27 protein-coding genes are annotated in these 26,461 nt (G+C 55.5%); 13 read left to right on the top strand and 14 right to left on the bottom strand.

All coding sequences use genetic code 11. The features are described from left to right. Positions 1-1,308: a diaminopimelate decarboxylase gene (lysA, locus tag ABV300_RS06745; protein WP_353714115.1), complete on the bottom strand. Its 1,308-nt coding sequence runs from the start codon at positions 1,306-1,308 to the stop codon at positions 1-3. 121 nt (positions 1,309-1,429) lie between these two features. On the opposite strand from lysA, the gene ABV300_RS06750 reads away from it, so the two are divergent. Further along, positions 1,430-2,053 carry an inorganic diphosphatase gene (locus ABV300_RS06750; RefSeq protein WP_353714116.1) on the top strand — a complete coding sequence of 208 codons (624 nt, stop codon included), beginning with the start codon at positions 1,430-1,432 and terminating at the stop codon, positions 2,051-2,053. Here the strand turns inward: ABV300_RS06750 and ABV300_RS06755 are convergent. Then, entirely contained in the window at positions 2,050-2,637 is a 588-nt protein-coding gene (locus ABV300_RS06755; RefSeq protein ID WP_353714117.1) for a glycosyltransferase, read from the bottom strand. The two genes, ABV300_RS06750 and ABV300_RS06755, sit on opposite strands and share 4 nt — an antisense overlap. An 87-nt stretch (positions 2,638-2,724) precedes the next feature. Between ABV300_RS06755 and glmU the strand changes: the two genes are divergently transcribed. From glmU to ABV300_RS06775, 4 genes are read left to right on the top strand one after another with little or no spacing between them, the layout of a single operon-like run. Beyond that, entirely contained in the window at positions 2,725-3,933 is a 1,209-nt protein-coding gene (glmU, locus tag ABV300_RS06760; RefSeq protein WP_353714118.1) for a bifunctional sugar-1-phosphate nucleotidylyltransferase/acetyltransferase, read from the top strand. Positions 3,934-3,949: 16 nt separating this feature from the next. Continuing rightward, complete coding sequence (locus ABV300_RS06765; protein ID WP_353714119.1) at positions 3,950-5,131, top strand: sugar phosphate nucleotidyltransferase; 1,182 nt, start codon at positions 3,950-3,952, stop codon at positions 5,129-5,131. Further along, positions 5,132-6,907, top strand: a complete 1,776-nt coding sequence (gene glmS / locus ABV300_RS06770; protein WP_353714120.1) for a glutamine--fructose-6-phosphate transaminase (isomerizing) — start codon at positions 5,132-5,134, stop codon at positions 6,905-6,907. A gap of 34 nt (positions 6,908-6,941) precedes the next feature. Then, positions 6,942-7,391, top strand: a complete 450-nt coding sequence (locus tag ABV300_RS06775; RefSeq protein WP_353714121.1) for a universal stress protein — start codon at positions 6,942-6,944, stop codon at positions 7,389-7,391. On the opposite strand, the gene ABV300_RS06780 is transcribed toward ABV300_RS06775, so the two are convergent. Beyond that, a complete protein-coding gene (locus ABV300_RS06780; RefSeq protein WP_353714122.1) occupies positions 7,388-7,843 on the bottom strand; it encodes a YbhB/YbcL family Raf kinase inhibitor-like protein in 456 nt (151 codons plus the stop codon). The genes ABV300_RS06775 and ABV300_RS06780 overlap by 4 nt on opposite strands. Next, positions 7,834-8,553 (bottom strand): HAD family hydrolase, encoded by a 720-nt coding sequence (locus ABV300_RS06785; protein WP_353714123.1) that lies wholly within the window; start codon positions 8,551-8,553, stop codon positions 7,834-7,836. Before ABV300_RS06785 ends, ABV300_RS06780 begins: the two co-directional genes overlap by 10 nt. A gap of 206 nt (positions 8,554-8,759) precedes the next feature. Here ABV300_RS06785 and ABV300_RS06790 point away from each other — a divergent pair, with 206 nt between their 5' ends. Both ABV300_RS06790 and ligD read left to right on the top strand, forming a co-directional pair. Continuing rightward, entirely contained in the window at positions 8,760-9,551 is a 792-nt protein-coding gene (locus ABV300_RS06790; RefSeq protein WP_353714124.1) for a Ku protein, read from the top strand. Between the two features lie 73 nt (positions 9,552-9,624). Beyond that, on the top strand, positions 9,625-10,599 hold the full coding sequence (ligD, locus tag ABV300_RS06795; protein WP_353714125.1) for a non-homologous end-joining DNA ligase: 975 nt from the start codon (positions 9,625-9,627) through the stop codon (positions 10,597-10,599). Positions 10,600-10,674: 75 nt separating this feature from the next. On the opposite strand, the gene cobO is transcribed toward ligD, so the two are convergent. From cobO to ABV300_RS06840, 9 genes are all read right to left on the bottom strand, one after another. After that, the gene (gene cobO, locus ABV300_RS06800; protein WP_353714126.1) at positions 10,675-11,256 is read right to left on the bottom strand and encodes a cob(I)yrinic acid a,c-diamide adenosyltransferase; all 582 of its coding nucleotides are present in this window, start codon (positions 11,254-11,256) and stop codon (positions 10,675-10,677) included. 115 nt (positions 11,257-11,371) lie between these two features. Beyond that, entirely contained in the window at positions 11,372-12,073 is a 702-nt protein-coding gene (locus ABV300_RS06805; RefSeq protein WP_353714127.1) for an SAM-dependent methyltransferase, read from the bottom strand. A 107-nt stretch (positions 12,074-12,180) separates the two neighbouring features. Then, positions 12,181-14,001 (bottom strand): translation elongation factor 4, encoded by a 1,821-nt coding sequence (lepA, locus tag ABV300_RS06810; protein ID WP_353714128.1) that lies wholly within the window; start codon positions 13,999-14,001, stop codon positions 12,181-12,183. An 81-nt stretch (positions 14,002-14,082) separates the two neighbouring features. Beyond that, the gene (gene hemW / locus ABV300_RS06815; RefSeq protein WP_353714129.1) at positions 14,083-15,231 is read right to left on the bottom strand and encodes a radical SAM family heme chaperone HemW; all 1,149 of its coding nucleotides are present in this window, start codon (positions 15,229-15,231) and stop codon (positions 14,083-14,085) included. Positions 15,232-15,358: 127 nt separating this feature from the next. Continuing rightward, entirely contained in the window at positions 15,359-15,727 is a 369-nt protein-coding gene (locus ABV300_RS06820; RefSeq protein WP_353714130.1) for a hypothetical protein, read from the bottom strand. 33 nt (positions 15,728-15,760) lie between these two features. Then, entirely contained in the window at positions 15,761-16,885 is a 1,125-nt protein-coding gene (gene ftsZ, locus ABV300_RS06825; protein ID WP_353714131.1) for a cell division protein FtsZ, read from the bottom strand. Positions 16,886-16,909: 24 nt separating this feature from the next. Then, positions 16,910-18,109, bottom strand: a complete 1,200-nt coding sequence (gene ftsA / locus ABV300_RS06830; protein WP_353714132.1) for a cell division protein FtsA — start codon at positions 18,107-18,109, stop codon at positions 16,910-16,912. A 22-nt stretch (positions 18,110-18,131) separates the two neighbouring features. Further along, entirely contained in the window at positions 18,132-18,572 is a 441-nt protein-coding gene (locus ABV300_RS06835) for a hypothetical protein (protein WP_353714133.1), read from the bottom strand. Positions 18,573-18,598: 26 nt separating this feature from the next. Then, positions 18,599-18,811, bottom strand: a complete 213-nt coding sequence (locus ABV300_RS06840) for a hypothetical protein (RefSeq protein WP_058439706.1) — start codon at positions 18,809-18,811, stop codon at positions 18,599-18,601. A 189-nt stretch (positions 18,812-19,000) separates the two neighbouring features. On the opposite strand from ABV300_RS06840, the gene ABV300_RS06845 reads away from it, so the two are divergent. The 4 genes from ABV300_RS06845 (at position 19,001) to ABV300_RS06860 (ending at position 23,477) form a co-directional block, all read left to right on the top strand. Beyond that, positions 19,001-19,735 carry a hypothetical protein gene (locus ABV300_RS06845; RefSeq protein ID WP_353714134.1) on the top strand — a complete coding sequence of 245 codons (735 nt, stop codon included), beginning with the start codon at positions 19,001-19,003 and terminating at the stop codon, positions 19,733-19,735. Positions 19,736-19,921: 186 nt separating this feature from the next. Continuing rightward, positions 19,922-20,416 carry a ribonuclease H-like domain-containing protein gene (locus ABV300_RS06850; RefSeq protein WP_353714135.1) on the top strand — a complete coding sequence of 165 codons (495 nt, stop codon included), beginning with the start codon at positions 19,922-19,924 and terminating at the stop codon, positions 20,414-20,416. A gap of 72 nt (positions 20,417-20,488) precedes the next feature. After that, the gene (locus tag ABV300_RS06855; RefSeq protein WP_353714136.1) at positions 20,489-22,438 is read left to right on the top strand and encodes an endonuclease/exonuclease/phosphatase family protein; all 1,950 of its coding nucleotides are present in this window, start codon (positions 20,489-20,491) and stop codon (positions 22,436-22,438) included. A 160-nt stretch (positions 22,439-22,598) separates the two neighbouring features. Further along, a complete protein-coding gene (locus ABV300_RS06860; RefSeq protein WP_353714137.1) occupies positions 22,599-23,477 on the top strand; it encodes an EamA family transporter in 879 nt (292 codons plus the stop codon). Between the two features lie 81 nt (positions 23,478-23,558). On the opposite strand, the gene ABV300_RS06865 is transcribed toward ABV300_RS06860, so the two are convergent. Further along, positions 23,559-24,365 (bottom strand): DOMON domain-containing protein, encoded by an 807-nt coding sequence (locus ABV300_RS06865; protein ID WP_353714138.1) that lies wholly within the window; start codon positions 24,363-24,365, stop codon positions 23,559-23,561. Between the two features lie 237 nt (positions 24,366-24,602). Here ABV300_RS06865 and ABV300_RS06870 point away from each other — a divergent pair, with 237 nt between their 5' ends. Next, entirely contained in the window at positions 24,603-25,559 is a 957-nt protein-coding gene (locus tag ABV300_RS06870) for an ABC transporter ATP-binding protein (RefSeq protein ID WP_058439711.1), read from the top strand. After that, positions 25,552-26,346 (top strand): ABC transporter permease subunit, encoded by a 795-nt coding sequence (locus ABV300_RS06875; RefSeq protein ID WP_353714139.1) that lies wholly within the window; start codon positions 25,552-25,554, stop codon positions 26,344-26,346. The genes ABV300_RS06870 and ABV300_RS06875 overlap by 8 nt, the downstream gene beginning before the upstream one ends. Positions 26,347-26,461 lie beyond the last annotated feature (115 nt).

Here is a 26,461-nt window from a genome sequence, read left to right on the forward strand (position 1 = left end):
TCAGCCAAGATCGGTCCGCAGCAGGTCTTCGATTGACTCGCGCCGCCGGATTAACCGGTGTTGCCCTTCCTTAACCATGACCGCCGCCGGACGAAAAAAGGCGTTATAATTCGATGCCATGGGGATACAATATGCCCCGCAGACCGGCATGACCAGGGTATCTCCAGGATCTGCTTCCGGCAGCTTTACGTTAGCGGCCAGGAGATCGCCGGATTCGCAGAACCGACCGGCTACAGTATAAAGCCCGTTCGCTCTTTCCGTCATGCGGTTGGCGAGGTACGGTTCGTAACAGGCGCCGTAAAGCGCCGGCCTGATATTGTCAGCCATGCCGCCATCAACGCATAAATAGCGCCGGATGCCAGGGATATCCTTGATGACGCCCACCGAATAAAGCGCCACCGCGGCTCGGGCAACGGTCGCCCGCCCCGGTTCCACCGTCAGCGACAGTGATTTTAAATCCAAGCGGCGGCATTCCTCTTTGAAAAAGGATACGATAGCTTCCGCGTATTCACCCACTGAAGGGGGCGCTTGACCGGAAAGATACTGGACGGCAAAACCGCCGCCAGCATCCAGCTCATCAATAATGAGACCCCACCGCTCCCTGACCCCGGCGATGAATCCGAGGGCGGTATTCATAGCGTCGAGGAAGGGTTGGATTTCAAATATCTGCGAACCGATATGATAATGAAAACCTACCAACTTCAAGGAGGTAGAGCTCAAAATCCGCCCGACAGCCGACTCGGCGTCTTCCAGCCCGAAACCGAATTTGGAGTCAATGTTACCGGTGGTGATTTTGGCATGGGTGTGCGGATCAATGCCCGGCTTGATACGCAACATGACATCAGCCCGGCAGCCGCGGGCGCCGGCAAAGGCATCCAAACGTGCCAGCTCCCAGGCGTTATCAATGACGATACGCCCAACCCCGGCTGCCAGGGCAAGTTCAAGTTCGGTATCGGACTTATTATTTCCGTGGAAATAGATGTTTTTCATCGGGAAGCCGGCTGATCGGGCAATCTCTAATTCGCCGCCGGAAACAACATCAAGCCCTAGGCCTTCCTCGGTGATAATTTTAGCTACCGCCCGGTTAAGACAGGCTTTGCCGGCATAAACGATTCGAGAAGAAGATAACCGCCCTCCGAATTCCCGCTTAAACTCACGCGCGCGGGCCCTGATGTCCTCTTCGGCGAAGACGTAGAGAGGCGTACCGTATTTTTCAACCAAGTCGATGGAGTCGCAGCCGCCGATCACCAGATGCCCGTAATCGTTGATTGCCGAACCCAAAGGAAAAAATGGGGGTGTTTCTTTCATAGCGCCCATAATATCAATCCAGCGTTCCGGGGTCAAAGAGAAGGAAAAATCAAAACAAAAGACAGCCGTGACGTCGGAGTCTTGCTCTGGTACAATGCGGGAAGATTGTTGAGGAGAAAGAATGTCATTTAACGAACCGTCGGATCGGAATGCCAACGAAATCCGCATCTTCACCGGCTGCAACGAAGAGGAAACATGCCCGAAAGCCAAGCGGGAACGTCAGCAAGAGCTTGAAGAGATGATTCTGACCATACTTATCGAAATTCCCAAGGGAAGCCGCAACAAATACGAGTACGACAAAGAGCGCAAGATTATCAAGTTTGACCGCATGCTGTTTTCCGCGGTGCATTATCCGTCGGACTACGGCTTCATCATCGATACCCTGGCTGAAGATACCGATCCGCTGGATGCTCTGGTGCTGGTATCCGAACCAACCTTTCCCGGCTGCTTAATTGAAGCCAAACCGGTGGGTTTGTTTCGCATGCGGGACGAAAAAGGACCCGACGAGAAAATCCTGTGCGTCCCCATGGGCGATCCCCACTGGAACTTCATCCAGGAACTTTCAGACGTCCCGCCTCACCTGTTGAAGGAAATCGAGCACTTTTTCATCATCTACAAGGAACTGGAAAAAAAGAAGACCGGCGTCGAGGGCTGGGAAGACAGGGAATCAGCCATCAAGGCGGTTCACGCCTCGCGCAAGCGCTACCAGGACAACCTGAAACAACTTGGCGCCAGCCGGATTTAGCGCTCGAAGGGGCCGATTAACTCCGCGTATCGCTGCGCGAGCGCTGCTGCCGCTGCTTCAATCTCTTTCTCTGAACCAGCCCAATCAAGCCGCAGCATCCGGTTGGACGGCACCCTGAGTTCCTTCAGGTGAGCGGCCACGGATTCGGAAGGAAAGGTGACTATCTCGAACATTTTGAGCGCGTGCTCCGCCGACCATTTAACCATGCCGCGACTGGCTTCAATCAGGACATCCGGGCCGGGCACGGTCAACACCATGCGCTTGAAACGTAAAAATCTGCGGTATACCGCAGCCAGGATTCCGAACCCCGTTAGATAATGAGCGTGAATGATATCCGATTTTATGGGATATATTATCGGTACGGCAGCAATAAAAGCCAGATATACCCACGGATAGCGGGTGGTTAGTGGCAACCGGTGAGTGATAATCTTTAAGCCGCTGTTTATCAGACGGTCTGACCCTGTCCTTCGGTACACCAGATGAACATTCCAGCCGAGATCGGCCAGCCGCTCGAGGAGTTTCAAGTCCAGCGCTGAGGGATGATCAATCAGGTGAATTACCGTTCGATCGGCCGTCGTTTTCAACAAGAGTCAATATAACCGAAATTTCTCCCCGCGTAAACTTGGCCGTTGACACTCAAAATCGCCGGCCTTAGAATGCCGATGATGAGTATGACCCCTGCCGTTGTGATTATGGCCGCCGGTGAAGGAGCCAGAATGCGCCCGCTTACCGGGACGCGCCCCAAGGTGATGCTACCAGTGGCTGGAAAGCCGATCCTGGAACATTTGCTTACCGAATGTGCGGCCGCTGGCGCCGGCGATTTCGTCCTGGTTGTCGGTTATCACGATGAAGTGGTAAGAAACTATTTTACCGATGGCAGCAAGTGGGGAGTCCGTATCAGATATGTCACCCAGCGGCAGCCGGCCGGCACCGCTGACGCCTTGCGCCAGTCAAGTCATTTTCTGGGCGCCGCCTTTGTTTTACTGAACGGCGATATCATGCTGAAATCAATCGATATTGTCCCGCTGATTGAAGCGGAAACCAACCTGCTTTCTATCGTTGAACTTCCAAATGTCGAAGGCAAGGGAGTGATGGAGACTCGGGGCGGGCAAGTCGTCCGGCTGTACGAGAAATGTACCCGCCCGCCAACCCGACTGGCTAACGCCGGGGCATATCATTTTACGGGGGATATCCTGAAGTTCGTACAGCAGACTCCGAGATCGCCACGAGGCGAGCATGAAATAACAGATACGGTTCAGGCGCTCATCGACGCCGGAATTCCAGTCGGTTACCGGTCGGTCAGCACCTGGTCAGAACTAAGTTACCCGTGGGATTTGTTCCAAGCTAACGAATCGGCGCTGGCGAATTGCCCGCCGTCAGTCGAAGGCATGATTGAGCCTGGCGCCACCATTACCGGCTCTGTCGCCGTCGGCCATGGAAGCCTGATCAAAGCCGGGTCTTACATCACAGGGCCGGTGAAAATAGGCAGGAATTGCGTTATTGGGCCAAACTGCCATATCCGCCCGGCAACGGATATCGGAGATGAATGTCACATCGGCGCCGGGGTAGAAATCAAGAATTCGATCATCATGACAGGCACCAGGATTCCTCACCTCTCTTATGTGGGCGACAGCATAATCGGGCAAAATTGCAACCTGGGAGCAGGGACTCAAATAGCCAACCTGCGGCTGGATAAAAAAGCGATCGCGGTAAACGGAATCAACACCGGCCGGCAAAAACTGGGCGGTATCTTCGGAGACGGCGTCGTCACCGGTATCAATGCCTCGATCAATCCCGGGACAATGGTGGGGCACGGGGCGCGGATTGGACCGGGGGCGACTGCCAAGGGCATCATTGCACCCGGCGCGAGGATTTATTGATGTCTGGAGTAAATTGATGAGACAAGCCATTATTCTTGCCGCCGGCGAGGGGCAGCGCCTGCGGCCATTGACCGCATCACGGCCTAAGGTCATGCTCAAGGCGGCCGGAAAGCCGATCATCGGATACGTTATTGAATCTCTGATCGCCTGCGGTATTCGCAACATATTAATCGTCGCAGGTTACCGGCGCGACCAATTGTTTGACGCCCTGGGTGATGGGTCATCTTCAGGCGTGAATATCAGATATGTCATACAGGAACATCAGGCCGGCACCGGCCATGCCCTTAAACAGGCTGAGTCACTGGCGGATAATGAATTCCTGCTGCTGCCGGGCGACCATCTTATCGAGGCGGCAACGATTAGAGAAATCTGCATGCTTGATCCGCTTGCCTTGCTGGTAAAACGGATCCCAAATAACCAGACCGTTCGGTACGGGGCTGTTTCGATTAGCGACGGCCAGGTGAAAGAGATCACTGAAAAGCCCGCCCAGCCATGTGACAAGCCGGTCAGTACGGGCATCTTCAAACTAAACAAAACGATATTTCAGTACCTAGGGCAGGAGTCGGATATCCCTGCGGCTATCAATACAATGGTCGCAAAGGGAGCTAGGATTCGGGCAGTCGAGGCTGACGGAGCCTGGCTTGATGCAATCTATCCCTGGGACCTCCTGGACCTTAACAATCATGCCCTGAAAACATTGCCTCCGGATATCCACGGCACTATAGAGAACGGTGTATTCACCTCCAGCGTCACCTCCATCGGTACCTCCAGCCGGATCAGGTCGGGGAGTTATCTCACCGGTCCGGCGCTCATCGGCGGATTATGCAATATAGGCCCGGCGGCAATTATCGGTCCGGGGGTATCAATCGGGGACAATGTATCCGTTGGGGCGTTTTGTGTGATTACTAACAGTATCATCGGCGACGACGTCGTTATCGGTCCGGGCGCAGTAATCGAGAATTCGATAATCGGCCCGGGGTGCAGCATTGGGGCTAACTTTTCATCCTGCAGCGGCGAGGCAGAGATAAAAGTCGGCGGCGAATGGCTGGTGCGAAAGGCCGGCTCAATTATCGGCGAAAACTGCCGTCTTGAAGCATCTGTGGTTGCTTCGCCGGGAGTGGTCCTGGGCAACGAAAGTTCCGTCGTGGCAATGAAAAATATCGCCGGCAGATTTGCCGACGGCTCCAGGGTCGTATAGGTGTGCGGCATCGTCGGCTACGTCGGCTCGCGCCAGGCTAAGACCGTTTTACTCGGCATGATGCTCCGCCTGGAATACCGCGGCTACGATTCCTGCGGCCTGGCGACCGTTGAGACCGGGGTTAACCTCGTGAAAGCCGCGGTACGGGTCCAGGACCTTGCCGATCGGGGGATGGAAATGCCGGGGACTTACGGGATAGGCCACACCCGCTGGGCCAGCGTCGGCGCGGTAACTCAGGAAAACGCGCATCCGTTCATGGCTTGCGACCACGCTGTAGTTATCGCCCACAACGGTAACATCAAGAACTTTGCCGAATTGAAAAAACGGCTGGAGAATTCCGGACATCAATTCTCATCGCAAACAGATTCCGAAGTGATTGCCCACCTGATAGAAGGGTATTACCATGGTGACTTAGCAGACGCGTTGGGACAGGCGGTCAAAGAACTCGACGGTCCTTTCGCCGTCATCGCTCTGCATCCTGACAGCAGGCGGTTGGTCGCTGCCGTAAATGGCTGCCCCATAGTCATAGGACTGGGCGAGGGAGAAAATTGGCTGGCGTCAGATGTGCCCGCCCTGCTGGAATACACCGGCCGGGTAATTTACCTGGAAGACGGTGACATCGCCGCCGTAGAAGCCGATTCCGTGAAGATATGCGCGAAGGGAAGGCTGGTCAGCCGGGCAAGTCAGACAATCGGGTGGGCCCCGGAGTCTGTAGCCAGAGCCGGCTATCAACACCTGATGCTGAAAGAAATCCATGAACAGCCGCGGATTATTCGAAACATAATCCAGCGAAAACAGTCCGCCTGGCTGCCGGCCGATTCTTTCGGAGAGACCACTTGCGGTGTTCTGCTAATCGGCTGCGGCAGTTCCTACCATGCCTGTCTGGCGGGAAAAATCTTGATAGAAGGGCTCTCGGGAATTCAAGCCAACGCAGAGCTGGCAACAGAGTTATTTGACGTTACAGGCTCCACGCGGCGATATCGGGCAGTGATCGGCCTGTCGCAGTCAGGCGAGACGGCCGATACCTGCGCCGCCTTGGACAGACAGCGCCAGGCAGGCTTTTATACAATCGCCATCTCAAACGTGCCAGGGTCCAGGATCACGCGCCTGGCCGAACAGACGATTCTCACCGATGCCGGGCCGGAAATATCGGTTGCCGCCACTAAAAGCTTCACTGCCCAACTTGTCACTTTGCTCAATATGGGCCTGGCTTTACCGTCAAAAGAGCCCAGGCGGGCGCTCGATTTGACAGGAGAACTTCGGGCCTTACCGGCGATGCTGCAAAGGATTCTCGACCGGGAAAACGCTCATGCCTCCGCCGCTCGGTGGCTGGCATCCTTCAAAAACATTATCTGTATCGGGCGAGGCATTCTTCTGCCGATTGCTCTCGAGTGCGCTTTGAAGCTGAAGGAAATTACTTATATCCACGCGGAGGGATGCGCCGCGGGCGAACTTAAGCACGGCACTCTGGCGTTACTCTCGCCTGCCACCCCAGTGATCGCCTTCATGGGTACCGACGAGACGCGAGCGCAAATGCTGACCGCGATACGCGAAGTCAAGGCGCGGGGAGTTCCCGTGCTGGCAATAGCGCCCGAAGGTGAAGAGGATTTGGAGGATCTTGCTGACAGGGTCATCCTTCTGCCCCGTACCGACCCGCTGCTCCAGCCGGTGCTTGCGGCGGCGGCCGCCCAACTGCTGGCTTACCACACTGCTCTTTCCCTAGACCTGCCTATCGACACCCCGCGTAATTTGGCAAAGAGCGTTACCGTCGAGTAAACTCAAATACATTAAAGCCTGATTGGAGGACTCCGTGTACAAGAAATTGTTAGTGCCGCTTGATGGTTCTGAGCTTTCTGAAACCATCCTGCCGCAAGTTGTCGCGGTGGCTAAACCAGCTTCGGCTGCGGTAGTGCTCCTTAGAGTCAGGGAGTCCCTGGACCGCGGCGTGAGGCAGACCTTAGGTGAGGATATTGCTGAAAAACTGGACACGGTCAACCGGGAAGAGATTCAAGGCTATCTCGACCGGATCGCCGGTGACCTGCTCCGCGACGGCATCGCTGCTGACATTGCCATTGCCGAAGGGAACCCGGCCGAGGCAATTATCAATTACGCCTCGACTCACGCCGTCGACCTTATCGTAATGGCTACCCATGGCCGGGGCGGCCTGACACGTTGGGCTTTCGGCTCCGTCGCTGATAAGGTACTGCGTCAGTCTCCAGTACCGGTGCTGCTGAGCCCGGTGACCGGCTCCAGAGCTTAGCGGCTGTATAACCCGGTGACCAGAACTTCAGCCAGAACGTGACCGGAGACTGCCCTGTCGAATTGTTCCCGCCCGGCGCCGGGGTTCAACACCGGCACGGCGTCCAGAGCCATCAGGCGGTAACGATAGTGATGGACAGAACCGGGCGGCGGGCAGGAAGGGTAATAGCCGTAGGCGCCTCCTGAATTAACACCTTGCATCATCCCATTGGGAAGCTCCGCCTTACGGGCTGTGCCCGCCGGCAGCCTGAACGCCGAGACCGGGATATTCCAGATTATCCAATGGGTAAAAAGACCGCGCGGTGCGTCAGGATCGTCCATCAATAAGGCAAGACTTTTGGCCCCGGGGGGAATGCCCTTCCAGGAGATCTCCGGAGAAAGTCCTGGACCGTCGCAGGTATTGCGTTTGGGGATGAGCCCCCCATCCTTGAACCCGTCAATGATCATTTCCATCTGACGGCCTCCTGGTCCACCAAGGCGTTCAACTGGTAAAGATTCTTGACCCTGACACATTCAGGCGGCGCTTCCGAGAATCCGCCGCGGTCAAGCAGAACAGCACGCATACCTACCGCCGAGGCGCCGAGGACATCAATCTGGTACTGGTCGCCGACAAAGATGACCTCATCGGCGGGTAAGTCGGCTTGCCGCAGCGCTTCAAGAAAAATCTCCGGATGGGGCTTGGTGAAACCTGTTTCCTGAGAGGTGACGACGATGCTGAGGAATGGGGTTAAATCCAGTTCATCCAATAGCGGCTTAATATCCCTATCGACATTGGAGATGACGCCCAGTTTAAGCTCACGGCGCTTGAGTTCAGTCATCGCCGGGATGACATCGTCGAAAAGGGTCTGTTTGAGTTTGGTGTCGCGCCACCGAAGGAGCATCTGGCGTACCAGATCCGGCTCAGGCTGGATGCCGCCTTCCCTGAGGACGATCGACTGGTGTTTGAAATAGACCTCGGTGACCTCCTCCTTTGTCCGGCGGCTCAGCGGGCGTTTGGCGTTTTCGGTGTAAAAATATTCGTCGGCGGTGGTGAAAGCCCTGGTGAAAGCTGATGGTGGCGCCTTGATGCCCAGGCTGTCAAGCATCTTGGACTCCCACTCCTCACGGGGCGGTGTATAGCCCACCAGTGTCTGATAGAGGTCAAAGAAGACGGCTTTGATCACGTTTTCTCCTAAAGATAAGCTTGAACTCCAATTCTAGCCGAGGCAGCGTCGTGAAGTAAAATGTTGCCGGTCTCATCACGGTCGGCGCCTCGAGTCCACCGCCAGGCTGCCAAAACTGGTGAGATGTTCTTCCTGCGGTTTTCTTTTTCCTGTAGCCCTAAACCGGTCGATGCGATATAGTGAAGAAAACAGATCCGGGAGGGAATATGCCCAAGGCATTCTGGAAAGGCGCCATCAGCTTCGGCCTGGTAGTTATACCCGTATCTATGTCGGTGGCGGTGCGGGAACGGCCGCTGCGTTTCAGTTACCTACACAACAAAGATCTGGTCAAACCTAACCAGGTGCTGCACTGCCCGGAGGACGGCGAGTATTTCAGCATCAAAGATACCGTCCGAGGCTACGAGTATGCCAAAGGCCACTACATCGTCATAACCGATGACGACTTCGAGGCGGTGCCGCTGCGGACAACGCGAAGCATCGATATTCAGTCCTTCGTCGATGCCGGGGAGATTGATCCGATCTACTTTTTCGACAGTCATTACCTGGAACCGCAGCAACTGGGTGAAAAACCCTTCCGGCTGTTGCGGCAGGCAATGATGGAGACGGGTAAGGTGGCGGTGGCCAAGGTGGCTTTTGCCCGCAAGGAACATCTGGCTTGCCTCCGGCCTTACGGTGAGACCCTGGTTCTCCACACCATGCGCTACCCCGGTGAAATCACCGAGGCGCCGGAGGTTGCGGAGAGTAGAGCCGCACCGTCGAAGGCAGAGATTAATATGGCTGTCTCACTCATCCGAAGCATGGAGGAACCTTTCAAACCGGAACAATACCGCGACGAATACCGGGCGGCGCTGGAAAAAATCATCGCCGCCAAGCTCAAGGGGAAGAAGATCGAGGCGCCAAAAACAGCTTCTGAGAAAGAAACCGAGGACCTCATGGCCGCTCTCGAAGCGAGTTTAGCCAAATCCAAGTCGAAGACACTGGCGGGAAAAGAGAAATAGACTGGGATTTAGAGTGATAGAAAAGAAACTCACATTCGATCCCGGTTCTGTGCCAGGAGCTGCCAAGTCACCGATGCCCGAAAATGTGGCGCCGATGCTGGCGACGCTGACCGGCGGGCCATTCACCGACCCCAAGTGGTACTTCGAGCCGAAACTCGACGGCTACCGCATCATCGCCCTGGTAAAACGCGGCAGGGCCAAGCTTCAATCCCGTAATTTCCAGGACTATACCGACGCTTTCCCGGGCATCGCCAGGGAGATGGACAACCAACCGGTTGAGGAGGCTGTTTTCGACGGGGAACTGGTCGCTCTAGATGAACGCGGGAAACCGTGCTTCCAATGCCTGCAGCAGCACGTTAAACAGAGGGGGGGCGGCGAGGAGAACCTTTACACATTCATCTACTATGTCTTCGACCTGATTCACCTCAATGGGTACGACCTGACCGGCGCCCCCCAAGCTGAAAGGGTAAAACTTCTCGATGATGTATTGATAACCGGAAAATCGGTAAAACGAGTGTCACGGCTTGAGGGCGACGGCGCCGAAATCTTCGCCGCGGCGGTGGGAGCGGGGATGGAGGGAGTCATCGGCAAACGCCGCGACGCCAAATATTACCCGGGGAAACGATCAGCCGACTGGCTTAAGATCAAGGCTACCCAGGCGGACGAGTTCATCATCGCTGGCTACACCGCGGGACAGGGCAACCGGGCGGGAGCCTTCGGTTCTCTGGTGCTCGGACAGTTTGACGAAGGGGGCGGCTTCAATTACGTTTCAAATGTCGGCACCGGTTTCAATGTAACATTACTCGGTGAACTGAAAACAAGAATGAAACAGTTGGTTATCGAGAAATCGCCGTTCGATCATAAACTGCCGCTGGAGTCCGCCATCACCTGGCTTAAGCCAATACTCGTCGCTGAGGTGAAGTTCGCCGAGCGCACCCATGACGGCGGCCTACGGGCGCCGGTATTTTTAAGACTGCGAGAGGACAAGCCCGCCCGAGACGTGCGAAGCCAGAGAAGCGCAGAACCACGTGGGAAACTGAGAATGTAGAAGCATTGCCGGTCACCAAACCAGCGTTATTCTCTCAAACCGGATTACCGAGGACCTGAAACTGAAGGTCATCTTTCAATACTCGATACCGCGTCGGGCGGGGATGCCCCGGTCATAGGGATGCTTAACCTTGACCATTTCGGTCACCAGGTCGGCGGAGTCGATGACCGCCTGAGGCGCCAGGCGCCCGGTCAAGACTAACTCCACATTCTCCGGCCGGTCTTTAATGAGATGCACCACGTCGGCGGCATCCAGCCAACCCCAGCCGGTGACGATATTTATCTCATCTAAAATTATAACGTCCCAGTCACCCGAAAGCATGGCCCGCCGCGCCTCGGCCAGGGCTTGACTAGCCTTTTCCTTGACTTCCGGTGAAGGCGATTCTGGATGGCGCACGAGGCCGGGGCCGAAAGCCGCCCACTTGACCCCCGGCAGACGGTGAAGCACTTCCTGTTCGCCAGAGTCATAGGCCCGGTTCATAAAATAAACGATATAAACGCGGTAGCCGCGACCGGAAGCTCGCACCGCGGTGCCAATGCCGGCCGAAGTCTTGCCCTTGCCGCCGCCAGTGAAAACCTGAGTCAAGCCGCGCTTGAGAGGTTCGTAAGTCAGTGCGGCGGATGGGGAATAGTCCGCGGCGCGGTGTAAATCGTCCATGCGTTTCTCGCTAACATTCGTCGAATGGCATTTATGGCCGGACAACCGATTAAGGGCAGTTTTTCGCTCACTCCCTCTTATCAAACCCCAGCGGTGGCGTAAAAGTGGAGGTATTTTAGGTGCGCGGCAGCGCGCCGCCTGGGTTTTTAACCACCATGACCGACGTCAGTCGGTATTCCGTGTCCCGAACAGCCCCGAGGGTTGTGGGATAGAGTTTTTCGTCTTCCATAGTCATGTATTCGCAGATAAGTACCGGGGTATCTGCCGGTAGGCCGTGATCCAACAGGTAAGCCGCCGTCTGGCGGGGAACCTGGGTCTCGTTTGTCAAAGCCACCAGGTGGCGGCCGATGCCAAAGGCATCCACCATGAATTTCAGTTTCCGCTCTTTGATATCCTCGCGGCCGTCATGAAAGGAAATCAGCACTGATTCGTCAAGGCAGATCTGGGCGCGGGCGGCAGCGAACTGTGCAGCGCCGGCTGAGGGTACGATACGGACATCGAAATCAAAAAAGACGCCCAGCACCTGAGACAGCGAGGATGAGACGCAAGGGTCGCCGACTCGAAGGACAGCTACCGTTTCGCCGGTCTGCCGGGCGCGCTCGGCTGCGTCTTTTTCTTTCTGCAGATAGTTCTTGGTCTCTTGAAAGAACAGCGTTTTGCCGGCTACCAAATCTTTGACCGGCCGCAGGGACCAGTCCCAGGCCAGGATTATATCGGAGGATTTGATGGCTTCTTCAGCGGCATGAGTCAACCATTTGGGCGAGCCGCCGGGACCGATGCCGACGATATAACAAACGGGCTTCACGGACGTGTTCATTTATACATCCTCCGAAAACAGTATGCGGAATAGTATCATATTATTTCTACCTGCAACAATTGGTTTACCGACAGGTTTTCTAAACGCACGCTTCAAGACGAACTACATCATAACTCAGTCTTCAGGACGCTGAAGAAGGCTTCCTTGGGCACCTCCACCTGGCCGATGGACTTCATCTTTTTCTTGCCCTCTTTTTGCTTCTCCAGCAACTTCCGTTTGCGGGTGATGTCGCCGCCGTAGCACTTGGCCAAAACGTCTTTACGCTTAGCCGGGATATCCGCGCGGGCGACGATGCGGCCGCCTACCGCGGCCTGGATAGGAATTGCGAAGAGCTGGCGGGGGATGACCTCTTTGAGTTTGTGCACCAGCGCCTTGCCGACATCATGGGCTTGGTCCGGCGGTACGATACGGCTGAAGGCGTCAACAAGGGTGTTATTGACCAGGATATCTATTTTAACCAACTGGGCGTCACGGTAGCCTTCAAACTCGTAGTCAAGAGAGGCATAGCCGTTGGAACGGCTCTTGAGCTGGTCATAGAAGGTGGTTAGCATCGATCTTAGCGGCATGTCATAGTCCAACTGTACCCGCTGTGTACCTTCAGCGCCGGTGGCTGATCCCAGGAACTCGGTGTGGCGGTGCATACCGCCACAGGTGCGTTCCAGTTCCATGATGGGTCCGATGTATTTCGACGGCGTAAGAATACGCACCTTGACCCAGGGCTCTTCCATACGGGCTACCTCGGTGGGCGGCGGCAGCTCGGAAGGATTGACCACCGAAATGATTTCGCCGTTGGTCTTGGTAATAGCGTAATTCACGCCCGGAGCGGTTACCACCAGCGACAGGCCGAACTCACGTTCCAGCCGCTCGTAGACAATGTCCATATGCAGCAGCCCCAAGAAGCCGCACCGAAAGCCATGGCCCAGTAGGGGCGAGTTTTCCATCTCGTAGGACAGCGAGGCGTCGTTGAGCTTGAGTTTCTCCATCGCCTCCCGCAGTTCGTGGTAATCCGAGGCGGTGGTGGGATAGATGCCGGCGAAAACCATCGGCTTGGCCGGCCGGTAGGAGGCGAGCGGCTCGACGGCCGGGCCAACGAGAGACGTCACAGTGTCACCGACAGAGCAGTCGCCGACGGTCTTGAGGCCGGTAGCAATGTAACCCACCTCGCCAGACGACAGGCTTTCCACGGGATGCTCGGCCGGGTCAAAATAGCCGACCTCCAGCACCTCCAAGAGAGTGCCTTGTGCCATTAACTTGAGCTTGTCGCCCCGGTTAATGGCGCCGTCAACGACGCGCAAATAAGCAATGACTCCTTTGTAGGGATCGTAGTGCGAATCAAAAATTAACGCCCGGAGAGGGCTACCCGGGTTCCCGGAGGGCGGCGGCACACGGGCGACGACGGCTTCCAGAAGCCCCGGCACGCCCAATCCGGTCTTGCCGGAGATTTTCAGGGTTTCGGCTTCACCGTAGCCGAGCACGCTCCTGACTTCAGACATAACCCGCTCAGGCTCGCCGGAAGGCAAGTCGATTTTATTCAGCGCCGGCACCACCTCCAGGTCATGCTCCATCGCCAGGTAGACATTGGCCAGCGTCTGAGCCTGGATGCCCTGGGTGACGTCAATGACCAACACCGCCCCTTCACAGGCCGCCAGGGTGCGCGAGACCTCATAGGAAAAGTCTACATGACCGGGGGTGTCGATCAGGTTCAGCAGGTACTGCTGGCCGGAGGCCGCGGTGTAGCTGAGGCGGATGGCTTTGGCCTTGATGGTGATGCCGCGCTCCCGCTCCAGTTCCATGCGGTCCATGACCTGTTCGCTCATCTCCTCGCGGCGCATGGTACCGGTGCTCTCGATGAGGCGGTCGGCCAGCGTTGACTTGCCGTGGTCGATGTGGGCGATAATGCAGAAGTTACGAATAAAACATTGTTCCATCTAAATCCTAAATTCGAAGCACGAAATTCGAAATAAACCCGAATGAAAGTACACAGATCGCTGCGGCCTTACGAAAATATCCTAAATCATCAACTTTTCCGGTAGGAACCGTAGAAAGACCTCATTTCCCAACAAACGGCCTTTCGGCGTCAACCGCAGCCGTTCGCCGGAAACCTCGACCAGACCAAACGCCGATAGTTCTCCGATCTCGGCAGCATATCGGCTCCATAAGTCTATCTTAAATTGCCGCCCGATGTCATCCAGCGAAACGCCCTCAGCCAGCCGCAGCGCGAGGATGATCGACTCCGACAGCGCGCCGGGCTCGTCGACGGTCTCGATTTCACGCTTCGGCAGCGTGCCGGAGGCCAGGGCGCCAATATAGCCATCGAGGCTGTCGGTGTTGGCGATGCGTCTTTCATCGGTGAAAGAATGGGCGGCCACCCCCAGCCCAAGGTACTCCCCGCGCTGCCAGTAGACCAGGTTATGGCGGCTCTCAAAGCCGACTTTGGTCCAGTTAGAGATTTCATAGTTCCGATACCCCGCCGCTGAAAGCCTTGCCGAGGCCAATTCATACTCCGAAGCCGCCCGGTCGGGATCGACCGCCGGGAGCTCGCCGCGGGCGGCAGCCTCGCCGAGATTGGTGCCGGGCTCAAGCGTCAAACCGTAGAGCGAAAGGTGGTCGGCGCCCAGCGCGATGATACCATCGAGCATCGAATCCCAATCGGTGAGGCAACGCGAAGGCAATCCATAGATGAAGTCCAGGCTAAGGTTAGTGAAGCCGGCTTCACGGGCTTTATCGACTGTCCGCCTGGCGTCAGCCGCTGTATGCAGGCGCCCCAGGAAGGTGAGTTCGCCGTCTTCCAGGCTCTGAACGCCCAGACTTAGGCGATTGACACCCTCCTGCCGCAGCTTTCGGAGATATTCTTCGTCAACGACGCCGGGATTAGCCTCCAGGGTTATCTCCACTTTCGAATCGACATTGTAGTACTGGCGCACCGCATCAAGAATTCGCTCAACATCGCCGGCTGACAGCAAGCTGGGCGTGCCGCCGCCGATATAGATAGTTCGAATGACAGCACCGGGACGTCGAGTTAGTCGCAGTTCTATTATCAGCGCTTCGACATAATCCCGTATCTGCCCCTCCCGTGCAGTATAGGAGATAAACGAACAATAGCCGCATTTGCGCCGGCAAAACGGGATATGGAAATACAGGGAGAGTTCAGGCGTCATTTTATGTCAATTTTACCAGAAATGAGCCGTACCCAACCACTTGGGATTCGGCTGGAATAGAATAGACCGCCGGGGGAGGAGGAGCCCGGCGGTCTATTCTATTATGAATGAGGCGGAAAAAACGTAGTTAGATCAGGCGCCCCTCTAGCATCGCCAATTGGCGGAAGTCAAGAGCGGCTGTCTTGGTGATCAGTCGGCGCCACGATTCATTATCTGTCAGCGCATAAAGCGCGGTTTCTTTTCCTTCAACTGTGCAAAGAAGCCCCTTATCCTTTAAGCGGGCGATCGTCCGGTCAATATCTCTTGGTTTCATATCCAGACTTTCAGCAAGGGCTGACCGGGAGAACCGGGTGTAAGGATGACGGCCCAGAAGCCGCAGCAGACGCAGCATCTCCTGACTTTCGAGGTCATCAGCAAACTCCCGCATGAATTCCTGGATTTCGTTTTCTGTTATACGGCAGTTCATATTCAGCTCCAGGGGGGTGGCGGTAACCAACCGCCACCCCATGTCTAAGGGAATAACCGGGTCTTACCACCGTTTGGTGCTATATGAAGCGGGCGCAGCCGGGCGGGCCGGTTCTGGCCGGCGGGCGCCGACGAGACCGCGCTGCCGCAGGAAAGCCGGGATTTCCAGTTCTTTTTCTGTCTTGATGTTGCGGAGAAGGCGGGTAATTTCCTTATCACGTGAGTTGACCGAAGTCGACTTGTCGGCAAAACCGGTAGCGATCAAGGTCAAGCGGACTTCATCTTTCATCGAGTCATCGGTGTTGACGCCGAAGATAACGTTGGCATCGGGATCAACCGCCTGGCGGATGACTTCAGCCGCTTCATTGACTTCGAACAGAGTCAGGTTATCGGGCCCGACCACGTTGAAGATACAGCCTTTGGAGCCGTCAACGGAGACATCAAGCAGCGGGCTGGTGAGCGCCTCTTTGGCAGCCAGAACGGCACGGTTATTGCCTTTGCCGCGACCAATGCTCATCCAGGCCGGACCGGCATCTTTCATCACGGCGCGGACATCGGCATAGTCCAGGTTGATGATACCGGGGACGGTAATGACCTCAGCGATGGCCTGAACGCCGTGATGCAGTACCTCATCAGCCATGCGGAAAGCGCCGTCGACACCAGTCTTGTTGTCGCAAATCTGGAACAGGCGGTCATTGGGAATAAGGATCATGGTATCGACATTGGGCATCAGTTCTTCGATGCCCTCTTCGGCAACCTTCATGCGGTGGGAACCTTCAAATCCGAAGGGCTTGGTGACCACAGCGATGGTAAGAGCGCCAGTCGCCTTGGCCGCGGCGGCAACCACAGCTGCCGACCCGGTACCGGTGCCGCCGCCCATACCGGCGGTGACGAAAACCATATCCGAGCCCTCAACAACCTTCAGGATATCCTCGCGGCTTTCTTCAGCCGCTTTGCGCCCCATTTTGTTATCACCACCGGCTCCGAGGCCGCGGGTGCATTTTTCACCCAGCTGGATCCGCATCGGGGATTCGGTGATAGCCAGAGCCTGGGCGTCGGTGTTCATGGCAACAAATTCAACGCCGCGAATCTGCTCCCGGACCATGCGGGTGATGGCGTTGCAGCCGGCACCGCCGCAACCGATAACCTTGATTCTGGCGCCGCTGGGGACATAGATTGTTTTAGCCATATTCTTTTTCTCCTCGATTATTTTTTATTTTCGTTTAAACAGGCCGAAGAATCCGCCGCCGCTCTCGGATGAGCCGGAAATTGGTTTGACCGGGATCTCGGTGCGGCTTTTAGCTCGCCACATAATCAGGCCTACCGAGGTGGTGAACGCTGGATCGGTCAGGCGTTCTGAGACCCCGTACATGGCCGGCGGGGCGCCTATGCGGACCGGCAGGCGAGCAACTTCCTGACCCATCTCAGCCAAGCCGGGGAGATTAGCCGAACCGCCGGTGAGCACCATACCGCCGCGCAGCAGGTTCTGGTAATCCTCACCAGGAACCTCCAGCAGGGCTAAACGAACCATTTCCTCCACCCGAGACCGGATAATCTCGGAGACCTGGGACTGGGGGAAAGAATGGCCGCCTTCAGACAACATTTGGTCGTTGCCTGCATCACCGACCGGCATGACGCTGCCGTAACGCAGTTTGATTTCCTCAGCCAGCTCCCAGCTGACGCCGAGACCGACTGAAATATCATGCGTAATCTGATAGCCGGCAACAGGTAAAACCGACGTGTGGATGGGTTTCCCGTCTTTGAATACCGCGATGTCGGTCGTGCCGCCGCCGATATCGGCAAGAATAATACCGTCCATCATCTCATCGGCCGAGATGACCGCTTCGGCGCAAGCCAGGGGCGAGAAGATCATCTCATCGATCTCGACGCCGGCGCCTTTAATGCACTTGGACAGGTTCTCCACGGCGGTGGCTGAAGCCGTAACCATATGGGTCTCGACTTCCAGTTTGAAACCATGCATGCCAACCGGACTTTTGACACCTTCCTGTCCGTCAACGGTGTAGGACAAAGGAAGCAGGTGCAGCAAGCGGCGATCAGCAGGGATAGCGGTGTTCCGGGCAACTTCGAGCGCCCGATTGACATCCGCCTGCTTGACAACCTCGTCTTTGCGCGAGATAGCAATCACGCCTCGATTGTTGGCCGAGTGGATGTGGCGGCCGGTGATGTTGACGATTGCCGATGCCATCTTAAATCCGGCGGTCTGCTCGGCCATGCTAACCGCTTTGCGAATTGATTCTCTGGCTTCGTTGAGATTGACCACCATGCCTTTTTGCAGACCGCGCGATGACACCACGCCGACACCGAGAATCCGGATGCCGGCTTCATCAGCGTCAGCCATAATGGCACACACCTTGGTGGTGCCTACATCAATTGCTGAAAGTCGTTTTTTCAATTTCTCCTCCTTTTTGAGCCTTCTACCTGGCGCCGGCGACCTCACGCAGGCGTTCGGTTAGCCTGACTCCCAAGTTTTCAATATGCTGTTGGTGGACCTTTTGAGGAACCCTCTTGATCTCCGTGATGAACCCTTTGGGCAGCTGCCCGGCGCTCTGATTCTCCGGCTCGCGCAGCTCCGGCAGGATTTCCTTTATAAGAGCGATGACACCACGGTGCTGATGCTTGCCGGTGATGCTGACCACCGGCGAGTCAATTCGATGCCCGGAAGACATTTCAGCCAGTGCCAATGAACTCCGGATAGACTGGCGAGCTTCATCCAGATTGACCACCATACCTTTTTGTAGACCCCTGGAGGGTGCAACCCCTATGCCGATGACGGATACTCCCAGTTGGCTGGCCTCAGCAACCACTGTACATATCCTGTCGGCACCGATATCTATCGCCGACACTCGTTCCTTCACATACCCTCCAGAGTCAGACATGGAGACTATTTACCGCCTTCGCGGTAGCGGACATTCCATTTAGCGCACAGGCTCTCTACGAAAGCCCTGGTGCTGGCGTCGGGCGAGCGACGAAGCTCAGCCAGAAAACCGTGAAGCAGTTCGCCGCCGCTCATGCCGGGGGTAGGTTCCTGCGGACCTGGCAGGTTGATGGTGACGATCTCGGTCATTACCTTTTGATAATCGATTGCCGTTCCCATTGATTAACTCCTCCTGTTCTAAAATTTGCGACTATCTTATGCGCTGCCAAACGCAAGCGTCAATTTGTGTCCAAATTTGTCCTGCCTGTTTCCAAAAGAAAGAGAAATTTGTCCTCCAACTTATTGTTTCCATTTGTAATAATCCTTGTCATTTTTGTCCTTGTGGCTTAGAATAAGGGCGATTCAGCTATGAACATGCCTGTTTCTAAGACGCTGCCGCCTTATGTTTCCTACCGCACGTTTTGGAATTTTCTGGACGGACTAAAATCCGCCGTACCGGCGCGGATCGACAGAAGTTTTTGGGGCGACAAACTTTCAGGCTCAACCGGCGGTCAGCTCATCGCGGCTTTAAAATACTTGAAGTTGATAGATGGCGGCGGCGTGCCGACTTTGCGTTTGCGGCAGATAGTATTCGCAAAAGGCCCCCAGCGTTCTGATCTGCTGCGCCAGTTGGCCATGGAGGCCTATCCCTTCTTCCTTACATCTCTCGATCCAGCCTCGGCTACCTACTCTCAACTTGAAGAAAAACTGCGCGAGAATTTCCAGATAACCTCCGATGTCGGCCGCAAGTGCATCAAATTCTACATCGGGCTGGCGGGAGATGCCGCGATCAACCTGGCGCCGTTCGTCACCAAGAAATCCAAGTCTAACTACTCATCAGGCGCGGGACGGAAGAATAGGAGAACGGCGGCGAAACCTGCTGATTCTCTCGAAATACAGCCCACACCGACAGCCGCACTGCCTCACAACAACACCTTTGTTAACGAGGCGACCGCACCTCTTTTTCTGCCTTCACCTTCAATCAGCCAGATGCTGCTGACCAAATTCCCCGATTTCGATCCCGCCTGGTCTGACGAAGTGAAATTGCGCTGGTTCCAGGCTTTCGACGAGTTGCTCCAAAAAGTCCCCGGCGCCAAACGGTAAGCTGGGATCCCAATGGGTCTCAATAAGCAGGTTTCTACCTATTTTCCGTCGAATCTCAGTCCGAAGAGTGGTATAGCTACCTGAATATCACCTCTAAATTGGTTCGTAATATTATTATTTCAATCGTAACAGTAATATGTTATGTTAATTATAAGCGCCTGGCAATGGTTGGTATAATAGACCTTGATGACCGGAGCTTGCGAGGCTTACCTGGATATCGAAACCACCGGTTTCTCCCCGGATGATTGTCCCATCACCGTCATCGGCATCCATATTTGCCGCGGCCAAGATGAAGAATTCGTTCAGTTGGTAGGTGACCATATCACCCCCGAGGCACTGCTCGAAGCGTTACGCGGAGTTGAAGTCCTCTATACCTTCAACGGAGAGAGGTTCGATCTTCCTTATATCCGGCGGCGCCTGGGTGTGGACCTGATGGCTGAAGGTATCCGGCACTGCGATCTGATGCACCATTGTCACCGCCAGGGTCTGCGTGGCGGGCTTAAAAAAGTCGAAGTAAGCCTGGGAATCCGCCGCCGTCTTCCGGACATTAACGGTTACCAGGCGGTCAGGCTTTGGTGGCGTTATCTCAATGATTATGATGACCAGGCCCTGGAGACCCTGTTAGAATACAATAAAGAAGACACCCAAAACCTGAAGATACTCCGCCGGCGCCTCGAATAAGAAGGAACGGGAACAAACCTCCCCCGACCGCCGGTTTTTTCCTGGTCTCAGGGACATGGTAATATTAGAACCGTGCGCCGCGACGAAATTCTAGCCAAACTTAACGTCCGGCTGCCCGAAGCGGTTTCGGCTATTGCCCTACCCGCCCTGGCAGTAACGCTGGGGCTGCAATGTATCAGGGTTCTGATATCCGGGTTGACCTGGGTGCTGGGCGACAGGTTCCAGCTGGGCGCTTTCCAACTCGGAGTCATCGCTTTTACCGTCTTCGGAGTTGCTTTCCTGGCAAGCTTGCTGCGGCGTAAACTGGGGTACCGCCGGGTCGTTGCGGCGAGCCTGATCAGCCTTTCGGCCTCAGTCATTTTCGTCCAGGTGTGGCCGGGCGACCCGGTTTTCGGCCTGATTGCCGCTGGCGCGGGCACTGCCGCCTTTACATTGTTCCTGCCGGTCTATCTCGATGAAGTCCGCCGCCAGGAGAATGCCGCCATTCCGCTTTTTGCCGCCGGATTCCTCTGCGGGCTGGTGGTTGACAGCCTTTTAAGCGGAACCTGGGGGACATACGATCCAATCTGGCAGCAATCCGCAGTGCCGGTACTGCTGACCGCCGCCCAGGTGGCGGCGCTAATGTTTGCCACCGCTAAAGTATTGGGGAAAATCCCGATTTCGCCGCCCGGGCCGATCAGGAGTCGATCCGGGGCCTGGATAATCGTCGGCCCCTTCCTTTTTCTCCAACTCCTGATCCTCCAAAACATCCCTTCCCAGTCCACTCTCACCGGACTAAGCACCGCAACCACCTATTTATGGCTAATCGGGGCGGAACTTGCCGGAATAATCGGTGCTTTCTTTCTACACACCCGACATGCCGATGCGACCTATCTAGCGACACTTTTCAGTTCCGGCCTGCTGGTCACCTTCGCTTTTTTCCCCTTCTCTACCGGAGTGATGGGACTGGCGCTCCTGTTTCTAGCCCAGGTTTCCGCATGCTATCTGTTTTTTACAGTAGTTCTTGGTATGAACAACCTGCAGCGCGGGCATACCATGAACCTTTCCACCGCCAACGGGGTGGGCATGCTGCTTTTAGCCATCCTGATCCTGGCTTACTATGCGGTATATCAAATCGCGCTACCATATGAAAATTCGATGCTGGTGATGGTTTCGGCGGTGCTGGTTTCCGGCGGAGCGCTGACCTCACTGCGGTATTCCAAAACCAGGCTAAGGGTAAATCGAAAACAGTGGGCAGTGGCGCTCCTGGCTTGCGTCGTCGCCTTAGTGCCACCGGCGATCTACGCCTCGACCGAAACCCAACCAGCTGTACCCAGCGATGAAGGATTCCCGGTTCAAGTCCTCTCATACAACCTGCATAACGGTTTCAATTACATTGGAAAGTTGGAACTGGAAGCGCTGGCACTGGAGATCGAACGGAGCGGCGCCGATATCGTCGCTCTCCAGGAAATCTCCCGCGGCTGGCTGGTCAACGGCCGAGTCGATATGCTGACCTGGCTGGCTGAAAGACTCCAAATGGACTATTTTTTTGGTCCGACCACCGGGGCTTTCTGGGGCAATGCTCTCTTCTCCCGGTATCCGATCATCTCCGCCCAGAATCACCAATTGCCGTCAGATGGCCTGCCGCTTCAGCGGGGCTTTATCTCTGCCAAGATTAGCGTCGGCGGTGAGCACTTGCAGGTGATTGCAACTCATCTTCACCATGTTGAGGAAGATGCAGAGACCAGGATCGGGCAATTATTAGCGTTGATGGCTTTTTTTAACCCGGCAGAGCGCACCATCATCATGGGCGACCTGAACGCCGAACCATCAAGCACCGAAATCGGTTTGCTGCGGGGTTTGGGTATAAAAGACGTTATCGCTACCATCGAACCGCCGCCGGCATATACCTTTAGCGCGCAGGACCCGTTCCAGCGAATTGACTATATTTGGGTCACGCCTGACATCACCTTCTCCGAACCGGCGATTCTGACCAGCACCGCATCCGACCATTTCGGGGTGATGGTCACGATCACCAAGTAGCTAAACCAGTCGGTATTTGTGCCTCCGCCTCTTTTTGTGCCAGAATTACCGCCATTGCCGCGAACATCGGCATTGCATCAAAGCGATTGTCCGCCTTTCGCATCCGGATTCGGAAGAATGCACCGGACGCAGTCAACCTTAGTTTAATGCAGGAGTCTGATTGAGTACCGCCAGCGGAGTTGACCGGCGCGCCCTCATGGGGATCGCCATTACCATGTTATTCTGGGCGTCCTCGTTCGCCGGCATTCGGGCTGGCTTGGAGAGTTTTTCACCGGGCGCGTTAGTGCTGTTTCGATTCCTCATCGGCTCTGCTACACTGGCTGCCTGGGTGGCGTTCAGAGAGAGCATTCGCTTGCCGCGGCTGTCTGATGTACCCCTGGTCCTGGCTGGTGGGCTTGTCGGCATAACTGTCTACCATATCTGCCTGGCTTACGGCGAGCAGACCGTTACCGCCGCTTCGGCTTCTTTCATCATCGGGGCAGTGCCGATCTTCACCGGATTTCTGGCGGTAGTGACTCTAAATGAGCGGCTCGGTCTGCGCCAGTGGCTGGGCATCGTCACCAGCTTCACCGGGATCGGCTTGATTGCCCTGGGAGAAGGCGGCCACCTTGAATTGGAGAAAGGCGCGCTCGCCATTCTCCTTGCCGCGGTATGCACCTCCGTATACTTCGTAATTCAGAAGCGGCTGTTACGGACTTATACCCCACTGGAGGTGACCTGCTATGCTTTCTGGGTTGGGACAGCTCTGATGCTATTCTTCCTGCCGCAGCTAGCAGCCGAATTACCGGAGGCGGCGCCAGGCCCGGCGTTGGCGGTGGTTTATTTAGGCATCTTTCCCGCGGCAATGGCATATGTCATCTGGAATTATGTGTTCAGCCGTACCACGGCTTCAGTGGCGACCAGTTTCATGTATCTGAATCCAATCGCCGCAACTATAATCGCCTGGATATGGCTGGGCGAAACACCTTCACCTCTGGCGAGCTTGGGCGGGTTGCTGGCGCTCGGCGGCGTCATTCTGACCGCCAAAAGTATCCGTTAATCCCGTCTTATTTTGGGAATGAAAAAACGGCGGCGGCGGTTATGATAACCGCCGCCGCCGTTTCACATGCGCCGAGTCCTATCAAGGTAGTTCTAATACACCATAACCGCGGTAGGTTGGAGTCGCCCGGACATCTTCGTTATTGCCGTAAGCCCAAACGAACAGGTTCGGTCCAGAGAGCAGCGGCAAGTCGAAAGCGTCTCCTGTGGTGAACCGGCGGCGGAACTCTAGAACGGTATAGGGCGGGCTTTCACTCTCGTCGCTGGCAGCTGGAATTTCTTCCAGCGCCGCTCTCTCAAGCAGGCTCATCTGACCTCCGGTGTCCGGGTCGCTGATCACCGACCAGTTGGGATAATGGGAATTTGACCACATATCATAGACATTACCCGCGGCAACTCCGGCCCCGCCATATCCGGCGATCATATCCATTGGCCCGCTTCTTAGACTGTCAATAAACCCGATCCCAACCCACCCAGTGGTCGGCGCGCTAATGGCCATATAAATAAATTGAGTGTCAGTTTTCCAGTACACCTGGAAGTTGGCGCCAACGACCAGGCTGCCTTCGTATTCGCCAATCTCAATTTTACCGTCAGCCTTCCAATCAACCGGCCCCGTTGATGCCGGCGGCCCGCCGCCACCAGGAGGGTTATTGGAGGAGAAAAGGTCATCAGGAGACGATATCAGGCTGATTACTGAATAACTAACGGACAGGAAAAGACCTATCGAAGATAAGACGACTCCGGCAATGGGCAAGCCTTTCTTGGCTGGCCGCCGCCTGAGGATGATGATGCCCCAGACAAGGCCGATAATGGGAATAGGCAAACCGAAAAATGGGATCAGCCAGGTGAACAATGCGAGAATCCCAAGAACGAATACTTCACCACCCATATTGCCTCCTGAAGCTTGCCGGCGCTGCGGATAATGAAACTTGGGTTATTATACACCCAAGTAATTCAAGTCAGCCAACCGGAATCCGGTGCTATATTATCCAATTATGATGAAAAAGTGAAATATTTTTACATCACGGTTGTCTTACGATTGTCACCATCTTGACAATTAAGTGCGTTCACTTTAGAGTAAACCCATTCTTTCACCGGTCATTATTTACCGCCGGAGAACAGTAATATGCCTGAAGCAGTAGTCGTCACCACCGACGGGCTGACCAAAATATTCGACGAAAAAGTCACGGCGGTTAATAACCTGAACATTACCGTCCGTGAAAACGCCATCATCGGCTTCCTGGGTCCCAACGGCGCCGGTAAGACCACCACCATCAAGCTCCTCCTGGGACTTCAGAAACCTACCTCGGGCAGCGCCACGGTTTTCGGCATGGACATCAGCAAGGACAGTCTCGACATCAGAAAGCGAGTCGGCTACCTTGCCCAAGACCCACGTTTCTACGAGTACATGTCCGCCCGCCAGACTCTGCGTTTTGTCTGCCGCTTTTTTTATCAGGGTCCTGTTGAATTAGTCGAAAAACGGATAAACGAGACACTGGATATCGTGGGATTGACCCGCGTCGCCGACCGGCCGATCAAAGGCTTTTCGGTCGGCGAGCGCCAGCGGCTGGGAATTGCCCAGGCCTACATCCACGCCCCTGACCTACTTATCCTCGATGAACCGGCCGCATCGCTTGATCCGATGGGCCGGAGAGACGTGTTGGAGCTGCTGCTTCAATTGCGCGAAAAAACAACGATCTTATATTCGACCCACATCCTGTCCGACGTTCAAAGAGTGAGTGACGAAGTCATCATTATCAATAAAGGGGAACTGGTCACCCAGTCGGGTATCGACAGGCTCCTGGCGGGTAAGAATTCGACATATTCAATGATCACACGGGGAGACGTCGCTGGACTTCACGATTCCCTGATGTCGCAGCCATGGGTTGAAAGTATCTCCCGGAAAGCCCACAGCGGTCACGTGGATTGGGAGATCGCCGTCAAAAGCATCGAGTTAGCCGAGGGCAACCTGCTGCGGATAGCGCTGGCCGCTGAAGGTATCTTTGTTGTTGATTTCGGCCGCAGAAAACACCAACTGGAAGAAGTTTTCATGAACCTGGTGGAGGGGGAAAAAGTTGGCTGAGATTACCGTTTTTCATGACGCCGCTGACTTGATTCCGGTCAAAGCCAAGGGGTGGCAGGTCGGCTTTCCGAATATGTTCAAACGTGAACTGGAAAGGGTGTGGAATCCGAGGGCATTCTCCATTCAGACTTTAGCCTGGCTGGTGCTGCTCAATTTCGTCCTGGCAATGTTCATTCAGATGGACCCTGGGCCGTTCACCATTACCATTTTCATGTATGTTTCCGGAGTTCTCGTTCCCATGGGCGCCGCAGTGATCGCCTCCGGCTCAATCATCGGCGAGAAAAACTCCGGCACCGCAGCCTGGGTCTTGTCTAAACCAGCTTCCCGCACCGGGTTCATTATGGCCAAATTTCTAGCTATTTCCTCCGGATTTCTTACCTCCGCGGTTGTGATTCAAGGGATTGTAGCTTACGCCCAACTATCACTAGCGACTAAGTCCTTCGTGGCGGCTGGACCGTTTATTGGCGGCATGCTGCTGCTTTCGCTGGCAGTTTTGTTCTATTTGTCAATGACCCTCATGCTGGGTACCATGTTTGAGAGCCGCATGCCGGTGATGGGCATTCCGGTGGCACTGGTTATGGGGCAGATATTCCTGTCGTTGCCGCTGTCGGACCTCGCGGACTGGCTGCCTTATTTGTTGCCGGGGAACTTACTACAGCTCGGAGCCACAGTCACCGGCGGCACCGACGAAAACGGTCCGTGGATAATTACAGTGCTGATCTCGCTGGTCTTTACCGGCTTGTTTCTATTCCTTGCTCTGCACCGCATCCACCAGGACGAGTTGTAGTTTAATCTACTGCTTCACTTACTCCGGCAAGCAACCTGTTGAAAGCTGTTGACCAGTGGTTGCCAGCAAAAGTCTTGCACCCACCTGATAACCCACACCTCGATACTCCCGTACC

It is taken from the genome of Dehalogenimonas sp. 4OHTPN, from assembly GCF_040448695.1.
Lineage (GTDB): Bacteria > Chloroflexota > Dehalococcoidia > Dehalococcoidales > Dehalococcoidaceae > Dehalogenimonas.

Bases quoted from the DNA above. Each gene is read 5' to 3' on its own strand.
- cobO (WP_353714126.1), bottom strand. From the start codon at position 11,256: ATGGACGATTTACACCGCGCCGCGGACTATTCCCCATCCGCCGCACTG.
- ABV300_RS06765 (WP_353714119.1), top strand. From the start codon at position 3,950: ATGAGACAAGCCATTATTCTTGCCGCCGGCGAGGGGCAGCGCCTGCGG.
- ABV300_RS06850 (WP_353714135.1), top strand. From the start codon at position 19,922: ATGACCGGAGCTTGCGAGGCTTACCTGGATATCGAAACCACCGGTTTC.
- ligD (WP_353714125.1), top strand. From the start codon at position 9,625: ATGCCCGAAAATGTGGCGCCGATGCTGGCGACGCTGACCGGCGGGCCA.
- ABV300_RS06780 (WP_353714122.1), bottom strand. From the start codon at position 7,843: ATGGAAATGATCATTGACGGGTTCAAGGATGGGGGGCTCATCCCCAAA.
- lysA (WP_353714115.1), bottom strand. From the start codon at position 1,308: ATGAAAGAAACACCCCCATTTTTTCCTTTGGGTTCGGCAATCAACGAT.
- glmU (WP_353714118.1), top strand. From the start codon at position 2,725: ATGACCCCTGCCGTTGTGATTATGGCCGCCGGTGAAGGAGCCAGAATG.
- ABV300_RS06840 (WP_058439706.1), bottom strand. From the start codon at position 18,811: ATGGGAACGGCAATCGATTATCAAAAGGTAATGACCGAGATCGTCACC.
- hemW (WP_353714129.1), bottom strand. From the start codon at position 15,231: ATGACGCCTGAACTCTCCCTGTATTTCCATATCCCGTTTTGCCGGCGC.
- ABV300_RS06845 (WP_353714134.1), top strand. From the start codon at position 19,001: ATGAACATGCCTGTTTCTAAGACGCTGCCGCCTTATGTTTCCTACCGC.
- lepA (WP_353714128.1), bottom strand. From the start codon at position 14,001: ATGGAACAATGTTTTATTCGTAACTTCTGCATTATCGCCCACATCGAC.
- ABV300_RS06870 (WP_058439711.1), top strand. From the start codon at position 24,603: ATGCCTGAAGCAGTAGTCGTCACCACCGACGGGCTGACCAAAATATTC.
- ABV300_RS06750 (WP_353714116.1), top strand. From the start codon at position 1,430: ATGTCATTTAACGAACCGTCGGATCGGAATGCCAACGAAATCCGCATC.
- ABV300_RS06865 (WP_353714138.1), bottom strand. From the start codon at position 24,365: ATGGGTGGTGAAGTATTCGTTCTTGGGATTCTCGCATTGTTCACCTGG.
- ABV300_RS06790 (WP_353714124.1), top strand. From the start codon at position 8,760: ATGCCCAAGGCATTCTGGAAAGGCGCCATCAGCTTCGGCCTGGTAGTT.
- ftsZ (WP_353714131.1), bottom strand. From the start codon at position 16,885: ATGGCTAAAACAATCTATGTCCCCAGCGGCGCCAGAATCAAGGTTATC.
- ABV300_RS06805 (WP_353714127.1), bottom strand. From the start codon at position 12,073: ATGAACACGTCCGTGAAGCCCGTTTGTTATATCGTCGGCATCGGTCCC.